Source organism: Streptomyces cucumeris, from assembly GCF_024295805.1.
GTDB classification, from domain to species: domain Bacteria; phylum Actinomycetota; class Actinomycetes; order Streptomycetales; family Streptomycetaceae; genus Streptomyces; species Streptomyces cucumeris.
In genome coordinates this window covers 41,607-65,267 of the sequence record NZ_JANCLX010000019.1, presented here as the reverse complement: position 1 = coordinate 65,267, position 23,661 = coordinate 41,607, and the positions used below count along the sequence as shown (strand labels likewise).

General features: G+C 69.7%; 18 protein-coding genes. 8 read left to right on the top strand and 10 right to left on the bottom strand.

Annotated elements, in window-relative coordinates:
• Positions 1-6: 6 nt before the first annotated feature.
• From NMK44_RS25535 to NMK44_RS25525, 3 genes are all read right to left on the bottom strand, one after another.
• Entirely contained in the window at positions 7-555 is a 549-nt protein-coding gene (locus tag NMK44_RS25535) for a GNAT family N-acetyltransferase (RefSeq protein ID WP_254747070.1), read from the bottom strand.
• A 61-nt stretch (positions 556-616) separates the two neighbouring features.
• A complete protein-coding gene (locus NMK44_RS25530; RefSeq protein ID WP_254747068.1) occupies positions 617-1,138 on the bottom strand; it encodes a YbaK/EbsC family protein in 522 nt (173 codons plus the stop codon).
• Entirely contained in the window at positions 1,108-2,043 is a 936-nt protein-coding gene (locus tag NMK44_RS25525; RefSeq protein ID WP_254747066.1) for a DMT family transporter, read from the bottom strand. The genes NMK44_RS25530 and NMK44_RS25525 overlap by 31 nt, the downstream gene beginning before the upstream one ends.
• An 80-nt stretch (positions 2,044-2,123) precedes the next feature.
• Here NMK44_RS25525 and NMK44_RS25520 point away from each other — a divergent pair, with 80 nt between their 5' ends.
• Together NMK44_RS25520 and NMK44_RS42135 are read left to right on the top strand one after the other, a co-directional pair.
• Positions 2,124-3,029 carry a LysR substrate-binding domain-containing protein gene (locus NMK44_RS25520; protein ID WP_254747064.1) on the top strand — a complete coding sequence of 302 codons (906 nt, stop codon included), beginning with the start codon at positions 2,124-2,126 and terminating at the stop codon, positions 3,027-3,029.
• Positions 3,030-3,046: 17 nt separating this feature from the next.
• The gene (locus NMK44_RS42135; RefSeq protein WP_302888616.1) at positions 3,047-3,178 is read left to right on the top strand and encodes a hypothetical protein; all 132 of its coding nucleotides are present in this window, start codon (positions 3,047-3,049) and stop codon (positions 3,176-3,178) included.
• Between the two features lie 47 nt (positions 3,179-3,225).
• Here NMK44_RS42135 and NMK44_RS25515 read toward each other — a convergent pair whose 3' ends face one another.
• Both NMK44_RS25515 and NMK44_RS25510 read right to left on the bottom strand, forming a co-directional pair.
• Positions 3,226-3,768, bottom strand: coding sequence for a GNAT family N-acetyltransferase (locus NMK44_RS25515; protein ID WP_254747062.1), 543 nt, complete (start codon positions 3,766-3,768; stop codon positions 3,226-3,228).
• A gap of 183 nt (positions 3,769-3,951) precedes the next feature.
• Entirely contained in the window at positions 3,952-5,214 is a 1,263-nt protein-coding gene (locus NMK44_RS25510) for an MFS transporter (RefSeq protein ID WP_254747060.1), read from the bottom strand.
• 58 nt (positions 5,215-5,272) lie between these two features.
• Here NMK44_RS25510 and NMK44_RS25505 point away from each other — a divergent pair, with 58 nt between their 5' ends.
• Together NMK44_RS25505 and NMK44_RS25500 are read left to right on the top strand one after the other, a co-directional pair.
• Complete coding sequence (locus NMK44_RS25505; RefSeq protein WP_254747059.1) at positions 5,273-5,539, top strand: hypothetical protein; 267 nt, start codon at positions 5,273-5,275, stop codon at positions 5,537-5,539.
• 401 nt (positions 5,540-5,940) lie between these two features.
• The gene (locus tag NMK44_RS25500) at positions 5,941-6,981 is read left to right on the top strand and encodes a hypothetical protein (protein WP_254747057.1); all 1,041 of its coding nucleotides are present in this window, start codon (positions 5,941-5,943) and stop codon (positions 6,979-6,981) included.
• Between the two features lie 64 nt (positions 6,982-7,045).
• Here NMK44_RS25500 and NMK44_RS25495 read toward each other — a convergent pair whose 3' ends face one another.
• The 5 genes from NMK44_RS25495 to NMK44_RS25475 form a co-directional block, all read right to left on the bottom strand.
• The gene (locus NMK44_RS25495) at positions 7,046-7,963 is read right to left on the bottom strand and encodes a haloalkane dehalogenase (protein WP_254747055.1); all 918 of its coding nucleotides are present in this window, start codon (positions 7,961-7,963) and stop codon (positions 7,046-7,048) included.
• Positions 7,964-7,972: 9 nt separating this feature from the next.
• Positions 7,973-9,211, bottom strand: a complete 1,239-nt coding sequence (locus NMK44_RS25490) for a glycosyltransferase (protein WP_254747053.1) — start codon at positions 9,209-9,211, stop codon at positions 7,973-7,975.
• Positions 9,212-9,240: 29 nt separating this feature from the next.
• Positions 9,241-17,577, bottom strand: coding sequence for a type I polyketide synthase (locus NMK44_RS25485; protein WP_254747051.1), 8,337 nt, complete (start codon positions 17,575-17,577; stop codon positions 9,241-9,243).
• A gap of 206 nt (positions 17,578-17,783) precedes the next feature.
• On the bottom strand, positions 17,784-18,452 hold the full coding sequence (locus NMK44_RS25480) for a DUF4232 domain-containing protein (protein ID WP_254747049.1): 669 nt from the start codon (positions 18,450-18,452) through the stop codon (positions 17,784-17,786).
• A 194-nt stretch (positions 18,453-18,646) separates the two neighbouring features.
• The gene (locus NMK44_RS25475; protein WP_254747047.1) at positions 18,647-19,102 is read right to left on the bottom strand and encodes a GNAT family N-acetyltransferase; all 456 of its coding nucleotides are present in this window, start codon (positions 19,100-19,102) and stop codon (positions 18,647-18,649) included.
• A 430-nt stretch (positions 19,103-19,532) separates the two neighbouring features.
• Here NMK44_RS25475 and NMK44_RS25470 point away from each other — a divergent pair, with 430 nt between their 5' ends.
• The 4 genes from NMK44_RS25470 (at position 19,533) to NMK44_RS25455 (ending at position 23,380) form a co-directional block, all read left to right on the top strand.
• Positions 19,533-20,081 carry a GNAT family N-acetyltransferase gene (locus NMK44_RS25470; protein WP_254747045.1) on the top strand — a complete coding sequence of 183 codons (549 nt, stop codon included), beginning with the start codon at positions 19,533-19,535 and terminating at the stop codon, positions 20,079-20,081.
• Positions 20,082-20,259: 178 nt separating this feature from the next.
• Positions 20,260-20,820: a DinB family protein gene (locus NMK44_RS25465; protein ID WP_254747035.1), complete on the top strand. Its 561-nt coding sequence runs from the start codon at positions 20,260-20,262 to the stop codon at positions 20,818-20,820.
• 157 nt (positions 20,821-20,977) lie between these two features.
• Positions 20,978-22,036, top strand: a complete 1,059-nt coding sequence (locus NMK44_RS25460) for a hypothetical protein (protein WP_254747033.1) — start codon at positions 20,978-20,980, stop codon at positions 22,034-22,036.
• 246 nt (positions 22,037-22,282) lie between these two features.
• Positions 22,283-23,380: an RICIN domain-containing protein gene (locus NMK44_RS25455; RefSeq protein WP_254747032.1), complete on the top strand. Its 1,098-nt coding sequence runs from the start codon at positions 22,283-22,285 to the stop codon at positions 23,378-23,380.
• The last annotated feature ends 281 nt before the right edge of the window (positions 23,381-23,661 follow it).

The window sequence follows — 23,661 nt, the reverse complement described above, 5'->3', positions numbered from 1 at the left end:
TGCGATTCAGACCTCGGGAAGGGAGGGATCGGGCGCCCAGGGGTTCGGTGCGGTGATGGCCCAGCGTTCGTGGTCCCGCCAGTCCCCGTCGATGTAGAGGTAGGCAGGCGAAACCCCTTCGTAGCAGAAGCCCAGCCGCTGGACCAAGGCCAGAGATGCCTTGTTCCCCGGCTGAATGCTGGCCTCCAGCCGGTGGAGCCGCAGGTCGGTGAAGGCGTGCCGCAAGGTCACGGCGAGCCCCTCGGTCATGTACCCGTGTCCGGCCGACGGACTGAAGGCCGCGTAGGCGAGGGCCGCGCCCTGGTAACGGCCCCGGATGATCGAGTTGATATTGACCATGCCGGCGGCTGCGCCGGTCTCCCGGACACGGACCAGGAAGCCCAGGTTGGTGCCGTCGTCGAAGCGACGCATCCAGACCTGGAACTCCTCCGCGGTCGCCGGCAGCTGCATCCACGGCAGGTGCAGTTCGGAGCTGGCCTGCACCAGCGTGCAGAACTCGTCCTGGTCGGAGAGGGTGAGCGGGCGCAGTTCGACCCGTGACGGCATCTTGAGCATGGGCCAACGTTAGAACCTGTGAGGGTGGGTCACCAGAGTGATCCACTACCCGGGGGTGTGGTCAGGCGCTCACCCCTTCTTGGGTGTCGCCAACGCTCGGGCCGACGATGGATTCGATGCGTGGCTGGGCGAGTGCGGCGTAGTCGGCACCCGAGATGGCCACTGAGCGGTCGAGGCGAGCGGCGTTGAAGTAGAGCTGTGGTCGGGCAACGACCTCGGGATCGGCAACGAGTTCCAGATCGGGGTCGAAGGCGAAGGGAAGCACCGTGCCGGGGACGGCATGGGCCAGTCGTTCAGCGGTGGCAGCGTCGCTGAATCCGACGTAGCGGGCGTTGAACAGCGAGCGAACGGCATCCAGGTCGACACGGCGGTCTCCCGGCACAACCGCCAGCACATGGCGGGTGGTCCGTCGGTCGGTCTTGACCCGGAGGATGATGCACTTCGCCGCATGCGCGGCGGGGTGCCCGCGCAGCGCGCTGACCGAGTCCGTGGTGCCCTCCGGTTCGTGGTCGATGAGCCGGTACGGCGTCCGGGTGGTGTCGAGCAGGGTGATCAGGCGCTGGAAGGTGTCATGACCGGGCACGCTTCATCCTCTTTCGCGGTCTTCACTGCGGTGGTGCGGTGGGTTCGTTCGATGGCTTGACCCCAGTAGGTTCCGGCGACCATGAGCACGGCGCCGAAGGTGGCCCAGAGGGTGAGCCGTTCGCCGCCGAGGCTGACCCCGGTGGCAACGGCCCAGATCGGTTCGGTCCCCAGCAGAAGGCTGGCCCGGGTTGCGGAGGTGCCCTGCACGGCCCAGGTCTGGGCGAGGAAGGCGAAGACGCTGCAGAACAGGGCGAGATAGATCAGCTGGGTCCAGGTGGTGGCGGTGCTGTGGGCCAGATCAGGCAGGTGGGTGATGGCGGGTGGCAGGAACAGGATCGAGCCGACGACTGTCTGGGCGGTCGTCAGGCGCAGTGGGTCCATGGAGCGGCCCGCCGTGAGCCGTCCGACGAGGACGACGTGCCCGGCCCGGACGGCGGCCGCGACGAGGATCAGCACGTCTCCGAGCCGCGGTGCGTGCAGCCCGGTGCTCGAGGTGAGCAGCGCGACGGCCAGCACACACAGTCCGGCGGCGAGGAAGAACGCCCCTGGCAGCCGACGGCTGCCGGTGCGGTCCAGCACCGGCGTCAGCACGATGGTCAGGCTGATGATCAGCCCGGCATTGGCGGCGCTGGTGTGCGCCACCCCGTAGGTCTCCAGCACGAGCACCGCCGCTTGTGTGACTCCCAGCAGCGACCCGACACGGATCTCCGCTCGGGTCCAGCGGCGCGCCTGACGGCGGGAGGCGACCAGGGCCGCGCACGCGAGTGCGGAGATCCCATATCGGGCGAACAGCACCGCCATGACCGGGAGCGCGACGGTGGCCGTTTTGGCTGCGAGATAGCTGGATCCCCAGACCAACGCGACCAGCAGGAGTACCGCATCGGTACGGCGGGCAACAGGCATGCCCCCACGCTGCACCCTCAGAACGTTGAAGACCATGACCAACTTCTAAATCTGATCTTTAGCAGCACTACAATGTCAGGATGGATGAAAGGCAGCTCCGGATCCTGCGCGAACTGGGAGATCTGGGCAGCGTCAGTGCGGTCGCCGAGGCACTGCACGTGACGCCGTCCGCGATTTCACAGCAGCTTCGGCTGCTGCAGCGCTCGATCCCCGTCCCGCTCACCGAACGCGCCGGACGCCGGGTGGTGCTGACCGACGCCGGGCAGGCCTTGGCCGCGGCCGCCATCGAGGTGGAGACCGCGCTGGCACGGGCACGCCACACCATCACCGACTTCGTCGGCCAACCCGACGGCGTCGTATCGGTGGCCGCCTTTCACAGTGCCGCCTCCGCGTTCTTCCCGCTCCTCCTACGCGGCCTCGCCGGCCCCGACCGGCCCCGCCCCGCGCTCGCCGACGAAGACGTCGCCCAGGACCGGTTCCCCGCCCTCACCCGCGACTACGATCTCGTGCTCGCTCATCGCCTCGATCACGCTCCACCCTGGCCGCGCACCGTGGCCTCGGCCACGTTGCTGCGTGAGCCCCTCGACGTGGCCCTGTCGGCCGGTCACCCGCTGGCCTCCAAGCCACTGCTTTCACCGCGGGACGTGGCGGACCAGCCGTGGATCACGGTCCATGATGGCTTCCCGTTGATGGCCACCATCGAGGCCATCGCCAGCGTCGCCAACCGCCGACTCGAGATCGTCCACCGGATCAACGAATTCGCGGTGGTCGCCGAGGCCGTAGCCGCCGGCGGTGGCATCGCGCTGATGCCCCGCTGGACTGCCCGCGCGCACCCCGACGTCGTGCTCAGGCCACTGAGCGGAGTACACGCCCTACGCCACATCGACGTGCTCCACCGGCCCGAGCGCACCGCCCGGAGCGCCGTCCGAACGGTCCTCACCGAGTTGCACCACGCCGCCACACAGATCCAGGGCCGCGACGTCTGACCGCGCCCGAGGTCGGTGTGCAGACCCCGGCCGACCTGCTCCACCTGGAGAGCGTCAGACAGGAACTCGACCAGGCGGACACCGACTCGGGCACCGGCGAGGCCGCATCAGCCCACCTGAGCAACAGCGCCTTGCGGGGCGGATCGTGACAACCCGGAGGACCACAAGTCCCGGCACTCGGCCGAGTGTTGCGCCATCAAAGAGTGGTTGTGACGTACTGCTCCGAAGACAACTCGAACACCCGCACTCGCCGACCGCAGGTGGGATTGACGGTCTCACGGACCGGATGCATCCCCAGTTTGGTCATGATCCGCTCGGAGGCGTCGTTGCCCACTTGAGCGATGCTGACGATCCGCTCCAGCCCCCGCTCTTCGAACCCGAACCGCAGAGCAGCTCTCGCGGCCTCGGTAGCCAGGCCCTGCCCCCAGTGTGAACGTCCCAGCCGCCAGCCGACCTCAACCGCCGGCAGTACCTCCGGCAAGAAGCCGGGCACCGAAAGGCCGGTGAACCCGGCCAGTTCACCAGTGGACCGCACCTCCACGGCGAACAGGCCGAAGCCCTGTGATTCCCACTCGCTCTCCCATGCCTGGACCCCGCTGCGAGTCTGCTGTTCATCACGGACGCTGCCGTCACGGATCCACCGCATGACCTCGGGGTCGGCATTGACGACAGCCATGGGCGCAACGTCTTCCTCGCGCCAGCGACGCAGGATCAAACGGGGAGTCTCAAGCGTGACCATCCCATCATTCTGGATCACACCTGACTCTCACACGGGCTGCGTCAGGGAATGTTCTGCTGCAGCTGCTCGTGGTGAGGCTGGTCCGGCCGACGGCAGCAGAAGGAGGCGTGGCCGGGCGAGGAGCAGTACCGGGCCGTCGACGGTGATGCCAGGCGTGGGAGTGCGGGGTGCGTGGGGGGGAGTTCATCGGCGGTAGGCGGTGGTGGCGACAGCGGGCAGGAGGGCGAGGGAGAGGATGCCGCCGGTAAGGGCTAGGACGGGGTAGCTGGTGGCGGCGACCATGACACCGGAGGCCATGCCGCCGGTGGCGCCGGCGATGGCGATGGCGACGTCGACCACTCCTTGGGTCTTGGCACGGGTGGCGAGCGGGACGGTGTCCGAGATGATCGCGGTGCCGGACACGAGGCCGAAGTTCCAGCCCAGCCCCAGCAGGGCCAACGCGAGCGCTAGGGGTACGAGGGAGTCACCGGGTGCTGTGGCGGCGAGGACGCCGGCGGCCAGGAAGGTGATGCCGGAGGCGGCGACGATCTTCATATGGCCGTAGCGGTCGACGAGCCAGCCGGTCAGTGGTGAGGGCAGATACATGGCGCCGATGTGGATGGCGATGACGAGGCCGGAGGCGGCGGTGCTGTGGCCGTGTTCGTGCATGTGGACCGGTGTCATCGTCATGATCGCAGCCATGACGAGCTGGCTGAGGACCATGACGAGCGCACCGAAGACGACGGCTCTGCGGCCTTCCCGAGTGTCCGCGGCGTCTACGGCGGTCGCGTCGGCGGCCCTGGTGTCCTTCGACATGGCGAGGCTGCGAGCCAGGAGCAGCGGATCGGGCCGCAGCCAGATGGCGAGGACCAGGGCGGCCAGGGCGTAGGCGATGCCGGAGAGGATGAAGAGTCCAGCGAGGTTGGGCACGCCGAGGGTTTCCGCGAGATGGCCGGTGGGGGCCGCGAGGTTGGGTCCGGCGACACCGCCGAGAGTGGTGGCGACCAGGACGGTTGAGACAGCGCGGCCGCGGTGGTCGGGCGTGGCGAGGTCGGCTCCGGCGTATCGGGCCTGGAGGTTGGTGGCGGTTCCGGCGCCGTAGACGAAAAGGGCGGTGAACAGCAGGACGGGGTTGTCCAGGATGACGGCCGTGATGACGCCTGCGGAGCCGATGGCGCCGGTGAGGTAGCCGGCGGCGAGGCCGGGGCGTCGGCCACGGGATTGGGAGATGCGGCCGACGGCGATGGCGGCGAGAGCGGAGCCGGCGGTGAACAGGGCGCTGGGCAGTCCCGCGAGGCTGGTGGAGCCGAGCATGTCCTGGGCAAGGAGGGCGCCGACGGTGGCGCCGGCGGCGAGGCCCGCGCCGCTGAGGATCTGAGAGGCGATCAGGACGCGCAGGATGCGGGGCTGGGCCTGGGCGGGGTCGGATATGGAGTCCGTCGTGCCGCCGGGAGCGATGCTGGTCATGTCTCTTTCCGGAGTGTCGGTGAATGGCGTTGGCCTGGGGCTACCGCCGCGGTGCCGGGTGGGTAACGCTTCGGGCCGGTGCACGGGGTGGGGGCTGTTTGCCCGCGTCGCCGCGGGCAGCGTCGTCGCGCTGGGTGTACGGCCGGTGGAGGAGTACTTCGCGGCGTACATCCCGGCACGCTCTCCCCCGTCGCAGCCGTCCTCGCTGCCGGCCTCGGCCTCATCCACTGTCATCGCCGTCGCCATCCCCCCGCCTCCGGACTACTCGCTGCCCGCCCTGGTCCAGGCGGCACACATGGTGCGCTCGGTCCGTCCGGACCGCTAGCGGGATGCCTCCCCGAATCCGCGCTGCACCATGGATATTAATGCTCGTCGTCACGCATTAAGGATTCGGGGGTGCTGACACTCCGCGGGACACGGCGGGATCGACGACGATGACGGAGACGGTCACGCCCGACTCCGGGATGACCTGTCGGCGCCGATTGCGGGACTGGAGCGAGGCCGGGTCTGCGTCGGCTGCCGGCCCGGCTGCGCCTGGCCGGGAGCCCGACACCGTTCACGGCTGCCACCAGGGGCGCCCCGATGCGCACCGAGAGCCGCACGCGGCCGCGCCGCGGGCGGCCGTTGTGAGTAGCACATACTGTATCGCTGGGAAATCGGTCGACCACAAGATGAGCCACGGCACATATGACCAGGTGCCAGCGGACTCAATTCAGGGGAACATATATGGATCGCCGGAGATTCCTCGCGACCAGTGCCGGTGCTCTTGGCGCCGCCGCAATCGGGCAAGGCATCGCACTTGGCAGTGCAACGCCCGCCGCCGCCGACGACGGCCGACTGGCCGATTGGTTTCAGAAGGGCGTGACAGAGCGGGGAGGATCCCCCTGGACGGACGAAGCCCAGGGCATCACCTCTGACGGCAAGAACGGATACAGGTGGGTCACCACCAACGCGGACGCCGACCTCAGCTACAAAGGCATCTGGCGGCTGAACGGGGAATACACCCCGGACAAGTCACTGATCTGGAACGAGTCCTGGTGGCCTGACGGCAATACGAATCACCACATCGGCGCTCCGCAGCACGACCTGTACCACGGCAACATCTGGGTCCCTATCGAGCACGGTCCGCAGCCGCGAGTCTGGTGCGTCCCGGAAGGCCTTGGCTCCAAGGGAAACATCTACAATCTGGGCCATCCCAGCGACAGTTGGCATCAGAATACGTTCGCCTGGTGCTCACCTGACCAAACGCGTTCCTCTGCCCCCATCCGCACGACTCAGGGTGGCGGTGGCCTGCTCTACACGTCACAGAGCAGCGATCACATCATCTACGGCTACAAGATGATTCCTGGCGATGTCCTGCACGCTCCCTACATGAAGATCGCCCGGACGTCCCGGCTTCCGCACACCATTGACGGCATCGCCGGCGGGTTTGTGATGGAAGGTCGGCTCTACCTGTCGATCGAGCCCGACGACGGTTCATGCGAGGTCCGCTGCTACAGGTTCGGCCGCCGCAACACGAACGGTGTTGAAGACCTGGAACCGATGACGTACGAAGGTACTTACGTCGTTCCGGACACGGGTGACGGGCTGTTCGGCAACCCGCACGAGGCCGAGGGACTGTGCTACGACCCCAAGTGGTGGGGAACGGGGGATACGACTCAGGTCAGCGTGCTGATCCTCGACCAGCACGCGATAGGTGACGACTCGATTTCGATCCGTCACCTGGATATGCCGCACGAGGTCAAACCGGGGCCCGTCATCTTCTGACCGAAGGAGCGGCCGTCCGGTCCAGGCGTCGTGACGCCACCGGACGGCCGCCGCCGCCCGGACGTCAGCTTGCGGCGATGAAGCGGTTCACGATCTCCGCGAACTCGGCACCCCGGTCCTCCTGGAGGAAATGTCCGCCGTCCTTCACCACGGCATGCTCCTGGCCCGCGCAGCCGGGTACGAGCTTGAGGAAGACCCGGTCGGCACCGCGGGTGATCGGGTCCTGGTCACTGAAGGAACAGAGAAAGGGCTTGGTGAAGCTCTGAAGCGTCTGCCACGCCCGGCGGTTGGGCTCGGCGGCGGGATCGTCCGGGGACGCGGGCACCAGCAGCGGAAACTGCCGTGCCCCTTCCTTGAACGTCTCATCGGGAAACGGCGCGTCGTAGGCGGCTATGACCTCGGGAGCGAGCGCGGTCGTGCAGCCGCCGTTGACGATGTCGCCCGCGCGGAACTCCGGGGTTTTCTGGCTGAATTCACGCCATGCGCGGAAGGCGTCGCCTGGATCGCGGTCCCCGGTGGGCAGGAAGGTGTTCGCCACGACCACGCGCGCGAAGCGGTCGGGCGCCTCAGCCACCAGACGCAGGCCGATGAGCCCGCCCCAGTCCTGGCACACCAGGGTGATGCCGCGTAGGTCCAGCCGGTCGAACAGGGCCTCGCGCATCCAGTCCACGTGGCGCTGGTAGGTGTAGTCCGAGCGCTGGGCCGGCTTGTCCGACCTGCCGAAGCCGACGAGGTCAGGCGCGACGCACCGGTGTCCCGCCGCGGAGAGGACCGGAATCATGTGCCGGTAGAGGTAGGACCAGGAAGGTTCCCCGTGCAGCAGCAACACGGTCTCGCCCGAGGAACCGTCGCCGTCGTCGACGTAGTGCACCCGCAGCGCCTCATCGCTGCCGTCGCCCGCCGCCACGTCCGCATAGTGGGGCGCGAAGGGGTAGTCCGGAAGGTCGTCGAACCGCTCATCAGGCGTACGAAGACTATTCATGGGACGACTCTAGGGGGATCTACGGCCAGTGGAAGGTGGCCAACCAGCCTTCCGGCACACATCCATGAGGTCGAGAGATGGCAGTCGGGACAGTTCGGCGTCGGCGGTGCGCATCGCGGCGGCGTACTGCGGGGTACCGAGGACGGCCGTGATGGCGTCGGCGATCTCGGCGCGCGTCGCCGCGAGGTCCAGCGCACGCCCCAGGCCGCGCCGGGCGAACGCGGCGGCATTGTGGGGCTGGTCGGCGAGAACGCCCATGACCAGCACGGGCGTTGTGCCCTGCACCGCGTCGAGCAGGGATGCCCGGCCGCCGTGTGTGACGAACAGATCGGCGTGGCGCAGGAGCGCGGGTTGCGGGACGTGCTCGACGACCTTGATGCGGGGGCCGGTGCTCGGCAGATGCTCCGCGAGGCTGCCCGCGGACACGATCGCGTCGCAGTCGATTGCGGAGAGCGCGGCCATGATCTCCCGGTATGCGCTCCCTACGACGGTACCCAGACCGGTCATTGCGGTGGTCAGGGTCCCGAAGCTCACGTAGACGAGCGGACGGGAGGAGGAGGGCGAGCGGTCCAGCCACCCGGGAAGGACGGTCCGGAATTCCGCGACGGTGCGTCGGACCGAGCGGGCCGAAGGTGGGGGAACCGGGTAGAACCACTCGACCGGCGCGGGGGTGACCATACGAGGAAGCACGGGCGTGTCCTGCTCGTACTGTTTGTAGAGGGGAAGCAGTGCGGGCGCGATGTCGGTGTCCCAGAGGTCCAGGAGCACCGGCCCGAGGCCGTTGTCCGCTGCGAGCAGGGGCAGCCCCAGGACCTTGGCCGCGAGGTGCGCGCCGAGGTCGCTGCACTCGGCGATCACCAGATCGGGCCGTGCCCGTGTCCACGCGCTGAGCAGGTCACGGGCCTTCGCCTCGGCTTGTTCCGGCCAGAGGTCACCGAAGACATACCGGTTGAAGCGTGCCTTCCCCAAGCCCGTCCAGATCTCGCTCGCCGTCTGCTGAACGAGGGGATCACAGGTCCAGTTCGTTCCGGCGCCGTGGAACTCCACCCCGCGCCGCCGGGCTTCGCGGCGGAACATGACCGGGGCGTGGAGCGTGATGTGGTGGCCCTGTTCGAGGGCCGGCCGGATGACGTAGTCCAGCGCGGAGACATGTGAGGGTATCGGCTCGGCGGTGATGGCTATGCGTAAGGCCACGGACACTCCGGAGTTCTCGTCGATGTACGACGTGGTGATGGGATTGCGCCGCAAGGGGAAGGCACCGCACAGGCCGGATGCCCTCAGACCGGACCGGCCTCCAGCCACTGGTGGATGGCGAGTGCGGTGGTACGGGCGTGTTCCTCCAGCATGGTGAAGTGGTTTCCGGGCACGGTGACCTCGGTGTGCGGCAGGCTCCAGTCCGGGGCGGGTTCGGCGCCGGGCAGTGGGTCCCGGGCTCGTACGTACAGGGTGGGACAGGCGAGCGACCCGGGCTTCCAGCCCCTGAAGAGCTCGAAGTATCCGGCCATCGCGGTGAGCCGGTCGGGGCTGGCCGAGGCGAACTCCGCCGCCCGGCGCAGCATGTCCGACGTCATCGCGGAGAGCGCCTGGTCCCGGTCGCCGTGACCGGGAGGATAGGTGTCCACCAGGACGACGGCCGCCGGGGCGGCGCCCTCGGACTCCAGGCGCTCGGCCACGGCATGGGCCGCCCAGCCACCGGCCGACCGCCCCAGCAGCACGAGCGGGCCTCCGGTCGCGGCCGCGGCCGCGCGGACGGCGCTGGCCTGGGCGGTGACGAGGGCGTCCAGTGTGGCGGGCAGAGCCTCTCGGGTCTCGAACCCCGGGTGCCGCAGCGCGGAGACCGGCCGCAGCCCGCGCAGCCCGGCACCCAGACGTGCGTACTCCTGCGGTCCCGACACCGCGCTGAGCGCGGGGAGGCAGACCAGCCGGGGTCCCCCGCCGCCCGCTGTGAGCAGGACGGGGTCATGTGTCGCAACCGGCGCCCCGGTCCTGTCGAACACCGGGCGCAGGCGCGCGGCGATGGTGAGGAGCGCCATGCCGTCCCAGGTCTGTCCACGGGCACATGCGGAACGGAAGAGCGCGCCCAAGGAGTCCGGAGCTTCGGCCGTCCGCACCGGAGTGTCCGGCACAGAGGACACATCCGGACGGACCTGGGGACCGCTCACCGCTCCGTCGTCCGCCAATCGGCCCGGGGAGCTCGGAAGGCCGTCGGACGTGGCGCTCGCAGAAAATGGCTCGGCCGCGTACCGCCGCGTCAGCTCGGTGGCGAGCGCGCGTGGTGTCGGGAAGTCGAAGAGCAGCGTGGACGGCAGTGCCAGCCCCGTCCCTGCCGCGAGCTCATTGCGGAGATCGACCGCCGCCAGGGAGTCCAGTCCCAGGTCCGCCAGCAGGGCGTCGTCGTCGAGTTCGTTCGCCTCGTCCGCATAGCCCAGGACGCGGGCCGCCAGGGTCCGGACCGTGGTGAGCAGCATCTCGCCCTGCTCGCCGGGGGAAGCGGCCGCCAGCGCCCGGCCGAGTCGGTTCCGGTCCCTGTCACCCGCGTCGGCCGCGGGGGTCGGGAGCGGGCTCACCGCCGGGACGCTGCCGCGGAGGGCGGCCGGGGCGAGGCGGGCCGCCACCACCACGGGTTCGTCACCGGCCACGGCGGCGTCGAAGAGGGCCAGGCCCTCTTCGAGACTGAGCGGGCCGAAGCCGGAACGGGCCATCCGTTGCCGGTCCGCCTCGCCCAGGTGCGCCATCATGCCGTCGTCCTGCCGCCAGGGGCCCCACGCGATCGACGTGCCGGACAGTCCGAGTCGACGGCGGTGTCGTGCCAGGGCATCCAGCACGCAGTTGGCCGCGGCGTAGTTGGCCTGACCGGCGGAGCCGAAGGTACCGGCCACCGAGGAGAACAGCGCGAACAGGGCCAGGTCATGATGATGCGTCAGTTCGTGCAGGGCGAGAGCAGCGTCCGCCTTGGGGCGCAGCACCCGCCTCAGCCGGTCGGTGGTCAGCGCCGTGACGACGCCGTCGTCCAGCACACCCGCGGTGTGCACGACGCCGGTCAGCGGGTGGGCCGCCGGTACCGCGTCGAGCAGGGCGGCCAGCGCGGTCCGGTCCGCGACGTCACAGGCGTGCACGGTCACCTGGGCGCCCGCCTCACCCAGCTCCGCGACGAGTTCCCGGGCTCCCGGGGCGTCCGGCCCGCGTCGGCCGACGAGCAGCAGATGACGGACACCGTGGGTGGTGACCAGGTGCCGCGCCACCAGCATGCCCAGGGAACCGGTGCCACCGGTGACCAGGACGGTGCCCTCCGGGTCGAGCGGCCGTCGCGTCCGCCGCTCCGGTGCCTCCTCGGCCAGTGGCACCAGCTTCGGCACGTACGCCGTCCCCCGGCGTACGGCTGCCTCCGGTACCGAGGCAGCCAGCAGGGCGGGCAGGGCACTCCAGGAGTCGGGGTGTTCATCCACGTCGATCAGGGCGAAGCGGCCCGGGGCTTCGCGCAGAGCCGAGCGGATCAGCCCCCACACCGGTGTGTGCAACGGTACCGGCGCTGTCTCGCCGGACCGGCGATCACTTCCGTGACCGGCGGCGCCGTCCGCGGGGGCACCGTCGCCAACGGAGGCGATGGCACCGGACGTCACGAGGACGAGACGGGAGCGGGACAGGCGCGGTTCGGCGAGCCACTCCCGCACAAGCTCCAACGCCCGGTCCGCCGCCCGCAGCAATCCGGCGGCCTGGTCCTGCGCGTCACCGGTGGTCTCAGGCGGTGGGCACGGTGCCACGACGACGGCCGAGGCGGCATCGCACGCCGCCGGGTCGCGGTACACCGGAACGCCGGAGCCCGGGGGCGCGAGGGCGTCCACCGCGGGTGTGCCCGCCACGCCCAGAACCCCCCAGCGGGGCAACGTTACGGGTACGGACGGCTCGGTCAGCGGCACCCAGTCCGTACGGTGGAGAGCACCGGTGACGGAGTCCGCCGCCGCTGAGGCGGTACGCGGCACGGGCCGGAGCGTCAGCGAACGGACCGTCGCCACCGGTGAGCCCGTCTCGTCCGTCAGCTCCACCCGGGTCTGCCCGTCGGGCCCGGGGGCCACCCGAACCCGCACGCGCTGCACTCCGGGGGTGTGCACGCGCACACCGCCGAAGGCGAACGGCAGGGACAACCCGTCGGCCGCCTCCCCGGGCCCCCTGGTGACGAGGCCGTCCAGGGCCAGGGCGTGCAGCGCCGCGTCGAGCAGTGCGGGATGCAGGACGAATGCCGGGCCGTCCGCCTCCGGGCGTGGCGCTCGGGCCGCTTCGGGCAGTGCGACGTCGGCGTACAGCTCCTCCCCGTGCTTCCAGGCGGCGCGCATGCCGTGAAAGGCGGGGCCGTAGCCCAGCCCGCCGGCGGCCAGTTGCTCATACGGACCGGTCCCCGGACCGGCGGCGTACAGGGGCACCGCGGCCTTCGGCGGCCAGGACGCGTGCGGCCGGTGCTCGCCACCAGTGGCGGCTGCCGCTTCCCGGTCCGCGGTCGGCTGCGCCCGCGAAAGCGTGCCGACGGCGTTCCGGAGCCAGGGCCCATCACCCGCCGCGGTGTGCGGCCGGGAGTGGAAGGACACGACCCGTCGTCCCGCGTCGTCCGCGCCCGCCACCTTCGCCTGCACGACGACAGCACCGTCCGGGGGCAAGGACAGCGGCGCGGTCAGGACCAGCTCGTCCAGGACGGCCACGCCCGCCAACTCACCTGCGTACAGGGCCATGTCGACGAACGCGGTCCCCGGCAGCACGACCTCCCCGGCCACCCTGTGGTCGGCGAGCCACGGCTGGTCATGCACCGAGAGCACACCGCTCAGCAGCAACCCGTCGTCGGCGGCGGTGCGGGTGCAGGACCGCAGGAACGGATGGGCGGTGTCGGCCACCGGGGACACGGGCGGATGCTCCGGGTCGGTCTCCAGCCAGTACCGGCGGCGCTGGAAGGCGTACGTGGGCAGTGCGACACGCCGCCCGCCTCGCCCGGCGAAGACGGCCCGCCAGTCGACGGGCACACCGTGGGCGTGCAGCGCGGCCAGCGTCTCGAGCAGGGCGTCCGCTTCCGGCCGCCTCCCGCACAAAGTGGGCAGGACCAGCGGTGCCGTTCCCCGCTCGCCACCGCCCGCCTCGCGCGCATCCGGGCCGTCCGGCGCCGGTCGCCGCGCGGCGAGGCAATCCCGTACCAGGCCGGTGAGCACCCCGTCCGGCCCCAGTTCCACGTAGTGTGCCGCGCCTCGTTCACTCAGGTGGGCCACCGAATCGGCGAAGCGGACCGGACGGCGGACATGGTCCACCCAGAACTCCGGTGTGCACAGCTCCTCGTCGGTCGCCGCCCGGCCCGCCACGGCGGTGACCAGAGGCAGCAGCGGCGCGGCGAAGGACAGCCCCCGGACCACGTCCGCGAAGTCGGCCAGCACGGGGTCCATCCGAGCGGAGTGGAAGGCATGGCCGACCCGCAGCGGTGTCACCGAACGGCCCCGCTCCCGGAAGTGTGCGGCGGTCTCCCGCACCTCGGCCTCGTCGCCGGAGATGACCACCGAGGCGGGCCCGTTGACCGCGGCGATCTCCACCGCGCACCCGGTCGCGGAGAGGTGCTCTGCCACCTCGTCCGCGTCGGCGGCCACCGCCGCCATCGCGCCGCCCGCGGGCAGCGCGTCCATCAGCCGGCCCCGGGCCGCCACCAGTGTGCATGCGTCCGCGAGGGACAACACCCCGGCGACATGGGCTGCCGTCACCTCGCCCACCGAATGCCCGGCCACCAGACCGGGGCGTACCCCCCATGCCTCGAACTGCCGGAACAGGGCCGTCTCCAGGGCGAAGAGCGCGGGCTGTGCGAACCGGGTCGTCCGCAGCAGCGTGCCCGTCTCCGTATCGGGCCCGGCGAACATGACGGTCCGCAAGGGCACCGGCAGCAGCGGGTCGAGCAGGGCACAGCACTCGTCGAGCGAACGGGCGAAGACCGGGTGCACCTGCCGCGACTTGTACAGTTCACGGCCCATACCGGGGCGCTGGCTGCCCTGGCCGGTGAACAACAAGGCCAGCGGGCCGGAGTGGCGGGACGTACCCGTATGGACTCCGGGCCGGTCGTCGCCCTCCGCCACGGCCCGCAGGGAGCTGAGCAGTTCGGCACGGTCCCGGGCCACCACCACGGCCCGGTGATCGAAGACCGCACGCATGGTGGCGAGCGAGTACCCGAGGTCCATCAGGGATGCTTCGGGGGCGGCGACCACATGGTCGTGCAGCCGCCGCGCCTGGTCCCGCAGGCCCCGCACGCTCCTGGCCGACACCTGGATGGCCACCACGGCCGGTCCGGAGCCCGTCGCGTCATCTGGCACCGCTCCGGGTCCGACGCGGCCGCTCGCGGCCCCGTCGTCCGCCACGGCAGGCGGTGCGGTCTCCCCGTCGCCCGGAGGCTCTTCGAGCACCACATGGGCGTTGGTGCCACTGATACCGAAGGAGGACACCCCCGCCCGTCGCCGGCGATTCGTCGCGGGCCACTCCACCGCCCGGGTCAGGAGCGCGATCCGCCCCGGCGACCAATCGACACGCGGGGTCGGCTCGTCGGCATGCAGTGTGCGCGGCAGCACGCCGTGCCGCATCGCCTGCACCATCTTGATCACCCCGGCCACTCCGGCCGCTGCCTGGGTGTGACCGATGTTCGACTTCACCGAGCCCAGCCGGAGAGGAGACTGCCGCGCGTGGCGCCCGTACGTCGCGAGGAACGCCTCCGCCTCGATGACGTCCCCCAGCCGGGTGCCGGTGCCGTGCGCCTCCACCGCGTCGATGTCGCCGGGATCCAGCCCCGCGTCCGCGAGCGCCTGCCGGATCACCCGCTGCTGGGCCGGTCCGTGCGGTGCGGTCAGTCCGTTGCTCGCCCCGTCCTGGTTCACCGCCGAGCCACGCACCACGGCCAGGACCGGCAGTCCGGCGCGGCGCGCCTCGGACAACCGGCTCAGCAGCAGCATTCCGGCGCCCTCGGCCCACACGGTGCCGTCGGCGGACGCGCCGAACGCCTTGCAGCGGCCGTCCGGTGCCAGCGCCCGCTGACGGCTGAACTCCACGAACGACGAGGGCCCTGACATCACCGTGGCGCCGCCGGCCAACGCGAAGGCACACTCACCCCGGCGCAGCGACTGGGCCGCCAGATGCAGGGCCACCAGGGACGAGGAACACGCCGTGTCCACGGTGAGGGCCGGTCCTTCGAGGCCGAAAGTGTAGGCGATACGACCCGAGGCGACGCTTCCGGCGTTGCCCAGGCCGAGGTACCCCTCGACATGTTCGGGCGTCCTCGTCAGGCGGCGGGCGTAGTCGCTGTACATCAGCCCGACGTACACCCCGGTCGCCGAGCCGCGCAGAGTGGCGGGGACGACACCGGCGTACTCGAGGGCCTCCCACGCCACTTCGAGCAGCAGCCGGTGCTGCGGGTCCATGGCCAGCGCCTCACGGGGAGAGATACCGAAGAACCCGGCGTCGAAGCGGTCGGCGCCGGAGAGGAAACCGCCCTCGCGCACATACGTCCGCCCCGGTCGCCCGGGGTCCGGGTCGTACAGCGCCCCGGTGTCCCAGCCCCGGTCGGTGGGGAAGGGACCGATGACGTCCCTCCCGTCGGCCACGAGCCGCCACAGTTCGTCGGGAGACGTCACGTCTCCGGGATAGCGGCACGCCATCCCCACGATCACCACAGGATCGTCCTCCGGCCGGGCCTCATTCCGGGTGGCGGGCGCGGCACCGGCCGGCGCGGTGTCGTTCCGTTCCCCGAGGTGGGCGGCGAGCGCGGCGGCCGTGGGAAAGTCGAACGCGACGGCCTCGGAGAGCGGCAGGCCGGTCACCGCCGACAACCGTTCCCGCAGCACCGTCGCCGTCAGGGAGTCCATCCCCAGATCCCGCAGTGCCGTGCTCGGCTCCACCGCCTGAGGTGTACAGCCGAGCACGGCCGCCGCCTCACGCCGCACCAGGGTCAGCAGGTCCTCCGGCGGTTCCCCGGCGGCCTCCACGCTCAGCGCCCGCGCGGGAAGGCCGGCGAGGTCCCGCCGAAGGATCTTCCCGGAGGCGGTACGGGGCAGGTCCTCCACCGCCAACAGCTCGACCGGCACCTTGAAGCCGGAGAGTTCCGCGCGGCAGGCGGCGAGGATGCGTCCCCTGTCCAGCACCCCGCCGGGTCGGGCGATCAGATAGCCGACCGGCACCTCACCGAAAACGGGATGGGGGCGTCCGGCCACGGCGGCGTCCACCACCCCCGGAAGCCGCCGCAGCACCGCCTCCACTTCCGAGGGATGGATGTTCACCCCGCCACGAATGATCAGATCACTCGCCCGGCCGGTGACCGCCAGTTCACCGGAAGCATCGATCCTGACCAGGTCACCCGTGCGGAACCAGCCGTCGCGCAGTACCTTCGCAGTGGCTTCCGGTCTGCCGTGGTAGCCGGCCATCACCCCGGGCCCGCTGACCCACAACTCGCCCTCGCCCGTGTCCCGGCCGTCAGGGCCCCCACCGACCCGGACCCGGGTGCCGGGCAGCACCCGGCCGCATGCCCCGGACGCCGTCGTCTCGCCCGGCGCCGCCATCGTGACCGGGCCCGCCTCCGTGCTGCCGTAGTGCTCCAGATAGGGGACGCGGCAGATCGCCTCGAAAGACTCGCGGAACCCGGGCCCCGCCGCAGCACCAGCGCTGACGCAACCCCGCAGCGCGGGGGCGCCCAGACCGACGCCGTCCTCGCCTCGCTCCTCACCCCGGACCGCGTCGAGCAGCGCCGAATACGTGGTCGGGACCCCACCGAGCAAGGTGAACGGGTCCTCCGCACCCCGCAGTTCGCCGAGCACACCGGACACCGAGAACCGGGGCAGCAGCACCGCGCTCGCCCCCACCGCGGTCACCCCGAGGAAGCACACCACCTGGCTCATCGCATGATGGAGGGGCAACGGCCACAGCACGCGGTCACGTTCGGACAGGCCCAGGACACCGACGAGACCCGTCGCGACCGGCGACAGGCGGTTGCGCTGGGTGGACAGGACGCCCTTGGGCGCGCCCGAGGAGCCCGAGGTGTAGAGCAGCCAGGCCACTTCGTCCAGTGCGAGATCGTCCCGGGCCGGCGTCCGCGGCTCCGTAGCCGCCAGCTCCTCGTACCGCAGAACGCGGCCCGCGACCACGGCGGGCCGCCCCCCGGCCGCGCCGGCCTCACCCGTGCCTGCCTCGTCCGCCTGATCCTCTGCGTCGCCGCCCTCGGCCACCACCACGGTCAGCTCAGGCCGGAACAACAGCGTTCGCCGCCGTGCCGGACAGGCGCCGTCGGTGATGAGCACCCGTGCCCCGCTGTCCTCCAGCAAGCGGGTCAGCTCCTCCTCCGAGCTCCCGGGGTCCACAGGCACGCCCACACCGCTGGCCCGGGTGACGGCGAGCAGGCTCTCGACCGCCTCGACACGGTTGCCGAGCAGTACAGCCACTCGGTCACCGCGCGCCAGACCGAGTCCCACCAGGTGACCGGCCAGCCGTGCGGTCCTCCGTTCCAGCTCCCGGTAGGTCACACGCCTGAGCCGGTCCTGGAAACAGATCTTGTCCCCGAAGCGGCGGGCATGGTCCCCGAGGAGTTCCGGCAGCGGTTTGACGATGTCGGCGTGCGTACCCACTGCCTGACCTCCATGAGTCGACCCGTCGTTGAGGACGACGGCGTGATCCACCTGGTTGCCTGCCGACGGGGACGGTCGCCGTCGATGCGCGCGCTGTCGATCCGAAGGGAACGGCCCCCGCCGGGGTGGCGGGGGCCGTCGGCCGGCGGGCAGCCGCAGGGGGAGTCGACTGCCGGCGCCGGGGGATGGAGAAGGCTAGCTGCGTGTCACCAGTCGATGGCGTCGGAGCTGTCGCTCTGCCAGAAGGTGACCTGAGCGCTGTCGTCGATGTAGACCGAGCCGCCCGGCAGCGAGACGGAGGTGGCGGCGTCCGAGCCCTTGAGGTACACGCTCAGGTCGGTGACCTTGGTGCCATTGGAACCGGAGCCGTCGGCGCTGGAGGTGAGGATACCCGCGTAGCCGGACTTGCCCGGCGCGAGGGTGACGAGGGCCTGCGGCTTGGTCTCCTCCGCGACCGGCGTGGCCGCCTGGGCATCGTCGAACCGCAGCGAGGGCCAGTCGACGAGGCTGCAGGTGGTACCGGAGTTGTTGGTCGCCTTCAGCAGCATGTGGTTGACCGGACGCGACACCTTGGAGACGCTCATCGACATCTTGTCCGGGTCACACGTGGTGATCTTGGAGCCGGAGCCGCCCGCCGTGCCACCGCTCTTGCCGCCCGCGTCCTGGGCGCCACCGCCCGCGGGCGCGTCCTGCTCATCGCCACTCTGGGAGTCGGAGCCCGTGGAGGCGGCGGCCGAGTTCCCGGCGGAGCCGGAGCTCTTCCCCGCGTCCGCGTCGTCGTTGTTGCACGCGGCCAGGGTGAGGGTTGCGGCGATCAGCGTGGCACTGGCAATGGCGGTACGGACGGTACGGGCGTTGATGGTGGCGGTCGACATCAGAAGTTCCCTGTGGGTCAAGTGGTCGTCTTGCGGTACGTCTCAAGACTGTGCCGACCCGCTGGCGTACGGCTGCTGTTCCATTGCCAGACCGCTAACGTCTCACTAACGCGACGATCCACGCCGGTCGGTCCCGTTCGGACAGTGCGTCGGAGTGGGGTGGCACAAGCGTCATCGCCACGCCTCGACCATGGTCAGTTCAGGGGGCGCTCGTAGACGAGGAACCCCTCGTGGCAGGCCACCCGGTCGTAGAGAGCCCGGGCCGTCGCGTTGTCCGCGTGCGTCTGCCAGTAGAGCTTCTCGGCCCCGGCCCTCCTGGCCGCCGAGGCCGTCGCGTCGATCAGTGCCCTGCCCACTCCCCTGCCGCGCACGGCAGGAGTGGTGAAGAGGTCTTCCAGATAGCAGCTGGGCCGCGCGGACCACGTCGAGGGATGCAGGACGTAATGGCAGATGCCCACCAGCGCCTCGCCGGCCCACGCGCCCAGCCCGCCCATCGGCTCCGTGGGGTCGGCGAACCGGGCCCACGTCAGATCAGTGACCTCCGTCGGCAGGACCTGCTCATAGAAGTCCAGGTACGCCTGCCACAGCGGTTCCCACGCCTCCCTGTCGGCCGAGGCCAGGTGGCGCACCTCTACCCCGAAGTTCGACATGCCCCTACCTCGCTCGCCATCGCAGCACATGGGGGTGTGACGAAATCAGCATCCTCAGCACCCGTGAGCCACGATATCCGCACGACTTTGCGATCGGAAGTACGGAATCGCCCCGGACACCTACCGCGGCCGCCCCATCGCAGCCAGCCCTGCCAGTCGCGGGCTGCGGACCCTAGGTGAAAGCACGTGGCCGCTCCGGGGCGCGATGACCACGAAGACCAACTGCGGCTCACGAGGCCACTGAACGGCGGCGCCGGTAATTCGGTTGCTCCCCAGCATGACCGCACCCAGGATGTCTGCGATCGCATGCGCGACCCGAGTGGAGCATGCGCTAGGGAAATCCCTCGGAACGAACCAGCACGCTCGCCCGTGGTCTACGATCCGCCGACGGATGCGCATTCCACGGTGAATACCGGACAGGAATCAGCACGTGAGCCGTACAGGCACCTTGATCGAAACTCCGCGATTGCGTCTGCGCGTGTTTCGAGACGACGACGTCGACGTATTTTGCGAATATCGTTCGCATCCTGATGTGGCCCGGTATCAGGGCTGGTCGGTTCCTGTGTCGCGCGAAGCGGGGGCGTCCGACATCAGAGAATTCGGAGGGACGGACCCCGCTGCACCCGGATGGTTCCTGTACGCGATCGAGGCCAAGGCGAGCGGCCTGCTCATAGGGGAAATAGGCGTCCACCTCCATGAGAACATGATGCAGGCGGACATTGGCTTCACCCTGGCTCCCGCTCATCAAGGTATGGGACTTGCCACAGAGGCGACGGCGGCTACCGTCGATAGTTATCTCGCACGAGGCTTGCGCCGCATCTCCGCGGACTGCGACGCGCGGAACATCCGGTCCGCGGCCTTGCTCGAACGAGTCGGGTTCCGGTTCGAGGGCCTCCGCACATCGAACCGCTACGCCAAAGGCGAGTGGATCGACGAGCTGTTCTTCGGCATGGTCTCCGAATACCGACAAGCCACATGAAACCGTATCGGCGATCGCCTCTCGCCCGACACCTCCAGCTCACGACCGAAGCGCCGGACGCCGACGCCCTCGGAATCCTCGCCACCCGCGGTCACACCGAGCGGATCCGCAACACCAACCGCATCAACCTGCGAGAACTCGGTGGCGAGCGGGGCCGGTACAGACGATCATGCGACGCATGAGCGATGAACCCGCGCGATGGACCCAGGCAACCGTCTACCCCGACATGTGGGCCGACCCGGACAACGACCCACGCCACAGCCAAGAGCCCGGCCCCGAGGGCGAGCTCGCGACGCTTCAGGACTTCCTGGCGGGGTACCGCCTGACCCTGCGCATGAAGTGTGAGGGCCTGGACGCGGAGCAACTCGCCCGGCGCTCCGTTCCGCCGTCGACGATGTCACTGCTCGGACTGATCCGGCACCTCGTCGAGGTGGAACGGGACTGGCACAACTGGATCAGCACGGGAGACCCACTGCCGAAGCTCTACGGCGAGCGTGACGCGGACTTCCACGGAGCTGTCGGTGAACAGGCCGCGGTCGATTCCGCATTTGCCCATCTCGAGCGTGCGCAGGCCGTGACCGATGCCGTGCTGGCCGAGCACTCGGACCTGAACGAACGCGTGGGGAAGGACAAGATCGCCATCCGCGAGCTGATGGTGCACAGGATCGAGGAGTACGCCCGCCATTGCGGCCACGCCGACCTGCTACGCGAGTGCATCGACGGACGGGTCGGCCAGTAACGGTGGCCGGGGCACCGCACTCCCCGGGCGACGCATGCCCAGAGCCCTGGGCATGCGTCTCCGTCCATGACCGTCCGACCGCGTAGGCTGCGCCGCACCAGGGCAGGGACAAAGGCGAGGGGGCGCAGAAGTGGCAACGGGGGCAGGCAGGCGATGGGTGCCCAGCAGGCGGGCGCTCATCATCGTGACGCTGGTACTCGCGGTGGTCGCAGGTGGGGGCTATCTGACCAAGCCGCTGTGGCAGCCCTGGTGGTATGCCGAGACACTGTGCGGAGACCATGTCTCGGGCGATGACCTGGCCGAACTGCTGCCCAGAAAGCGTCTGCAAGCCGGCGAGGACACCTTCGGCTCCGGCCATGGACGCCTCGTATGCGCGGTGAACGAGGATGAGGGGCACTTCGTCCTGAGGATGGAGGCCCAGACCGATCCATCGGACGTCCGGACGGCGCTGGGCATGGAGTTCACCATCCCGACGACACCACGGTACGTGTTCCCGCAAGAAGTCCCGGGCTTCTACGGCAAGTTCGGCCCGGTCATCATCCAGAAGTGCCCCGGGCCGGGACATGATTCCCGGGGACACAAACGCCTCCTGATCACCCGGGTGGTCAGCCACGGCGTCGAGGACGACGCCACACCCGCGTCGTTGCGCATCGCCGTGTCCGTCGCCAACGGTGCGGACTCCGAACTGGGCTGCGGGGCTGACCCCCTGCCGCTGCCCGAGCGCGTGGTCGAACCGCGCACGATGCCACTGAAGCAAGCCGCGGGGACGATGTGCGGCTGGCTGACACGTGCGCCACTGCCGAAGAGCCCTTCCGGCGCGGGGTGGAGGGTCGCCGCGCCCACGCACAACGGTGCTCCGATCACCAACTGCTCGCTGATCGACCCCGAAACCGGCGACTCCGCGCTGGACCTCACCGGCTGGTACGGCGGCTGGACCGACACGCCCTTCGAGACGCTGCTCGGCGCCAATGTGGTGATTCCGAAGGGGCACGACTCCCGTGACGCGCTGATGAGCGAGGACTTCGGACGCGCGAAAGCCCGGTGTGGCGGAGAGTCCGCCAACTTCCTCGCCTACGGCGATGGGACGGACCGGAAAGCACTGTCCGCCACCCAGATGCGGACGCTGCTCAATGCGTTCGCCACGGACCAGACGCGGCGGCGCGGCTGCACCGGCCTCGATGTGCCGGACTCGACCGTCCACCCCAAGAGGGGCTGACCGTCTCGGCAGTGCCGCGGCCCGGCTTCACCGGCGTGCAGCTCGCCCCTGGGCCATGTGAAACATCGTCAAGGCCTATCGCTCAACCCGCGGAATCCGCAGGCAATTCGCGTGCTCAGACGCGTAATCCTACGCTGTTCTCATGATGCCTCCCCTATAGAGGATGGGAGCGCCGCCGATCGGTCCAGCCGCCTCTCCGGTGGCGGCCGTCACAAAAAGTCGGCGAACCCAAGGGAAGGTACGATCTTGATCGCCAAGCGGAATAGATGCAGCGCGCCAGGGCTGATGGCCGCATGCCTCGCGCTCGCACTCGCCGCAGTGCTGCCTCTGCTCACAGTCCAGACAGCTCGCGCGAACAGCGCGGCCGCCGTGACGGGGCAGATTTTTCGCACACAATTGACACCGCCCGACGAGAGCGGTGACGCTTCCGCCCTGACATGGAGCGATGACTCGTCAAACCTTGTCATCGACCAGACTCCGTCCGCCGCGAATTGGTCCCTCGACCCCGGTGCGGATGGAAGTTTCCGTATCCGTAATGAGAAGGACGGGAACTGTATCGACTTCACCGACAGCGACACATATCACCTCGGCCCTGCAGCCTGTGACTCCGGATCCGAGCAGCAGCGCTGGTACCTGGAACTCATCTACGGGACCACGACGCTGCTTCGGAACGCCGCTACCGATGAATGCCTGGACGTCAGCGGGGAAAACAACGCTGACGGCTCCGAGGTCGTTGCTTACTCCTGCAACAACGCAGCAGCGAACCAGCAGTGGTCCCCCGGCCAGTGGAACGCTGCCATGGGCGACCTCCTCACGCAGTACTCCCTGAAGCGGTGCGCAGCCAGTGACAGTGCCCTCACGTGCACATACGCCCAGGAGAGTGACAGTCATGCCGCGCTCGGGCCTGAAAAGTGCGTTTCCACCCTCTACGACAACACAGACGGTGCCAAGGAAGCGACGCCGACCGTCGCCTTTGCCGACACCACGGGGTGGAGCAACACCGTGGGAGGCTCTGTCACGGTGAGTGCCGATTTTGGCATCGAGAACTTCATCATCTCGAAGGTCACCACAGCGGTCTCGGTCAATTATTCACATCAATGGATAGGACAGAAGACGACGACCCAGACCTACCCCTACACCGTGCGGAAGGGCGAGTGGGGCTGGCTGACGCGTGCGCAGTTGATGAAGACGGTGACCGGAACCTGGACCTTCTCGAACGGCGACGAGACGTGGAGCGGGGAAGGAACGTCCACCATTCCGGCAGTGGACGGCACGGATGGGGAGCAGAGCGTCGTCAAGCCGCACTCGTCCCCCACGCCCCCCACCAACTGCCCGACGGCCTGACGCCCCAAGCACCTCACGGTGCATGACATCTGACCGCCCCCGCTCCGGCCACGCGCCCGACCGGGGGCGGTCCACGCGTTCCTGGGGCGAGGACGTGTCACGGGCAGTCTCCACGAGCGAGCGGCTCTCCGCGACCAGAGTTTCACCAGTTTTCGTTCGCGCCCCGAAGAGGGATGTATCGCAAAGGGCCCGTTCAAGGACGCCCCGGACATGCAGGCTGCCCGGAAGGGCCACGGACGACGTCTGCCCCGTTCGCAATTCCATTACGAAGGCGAACACTT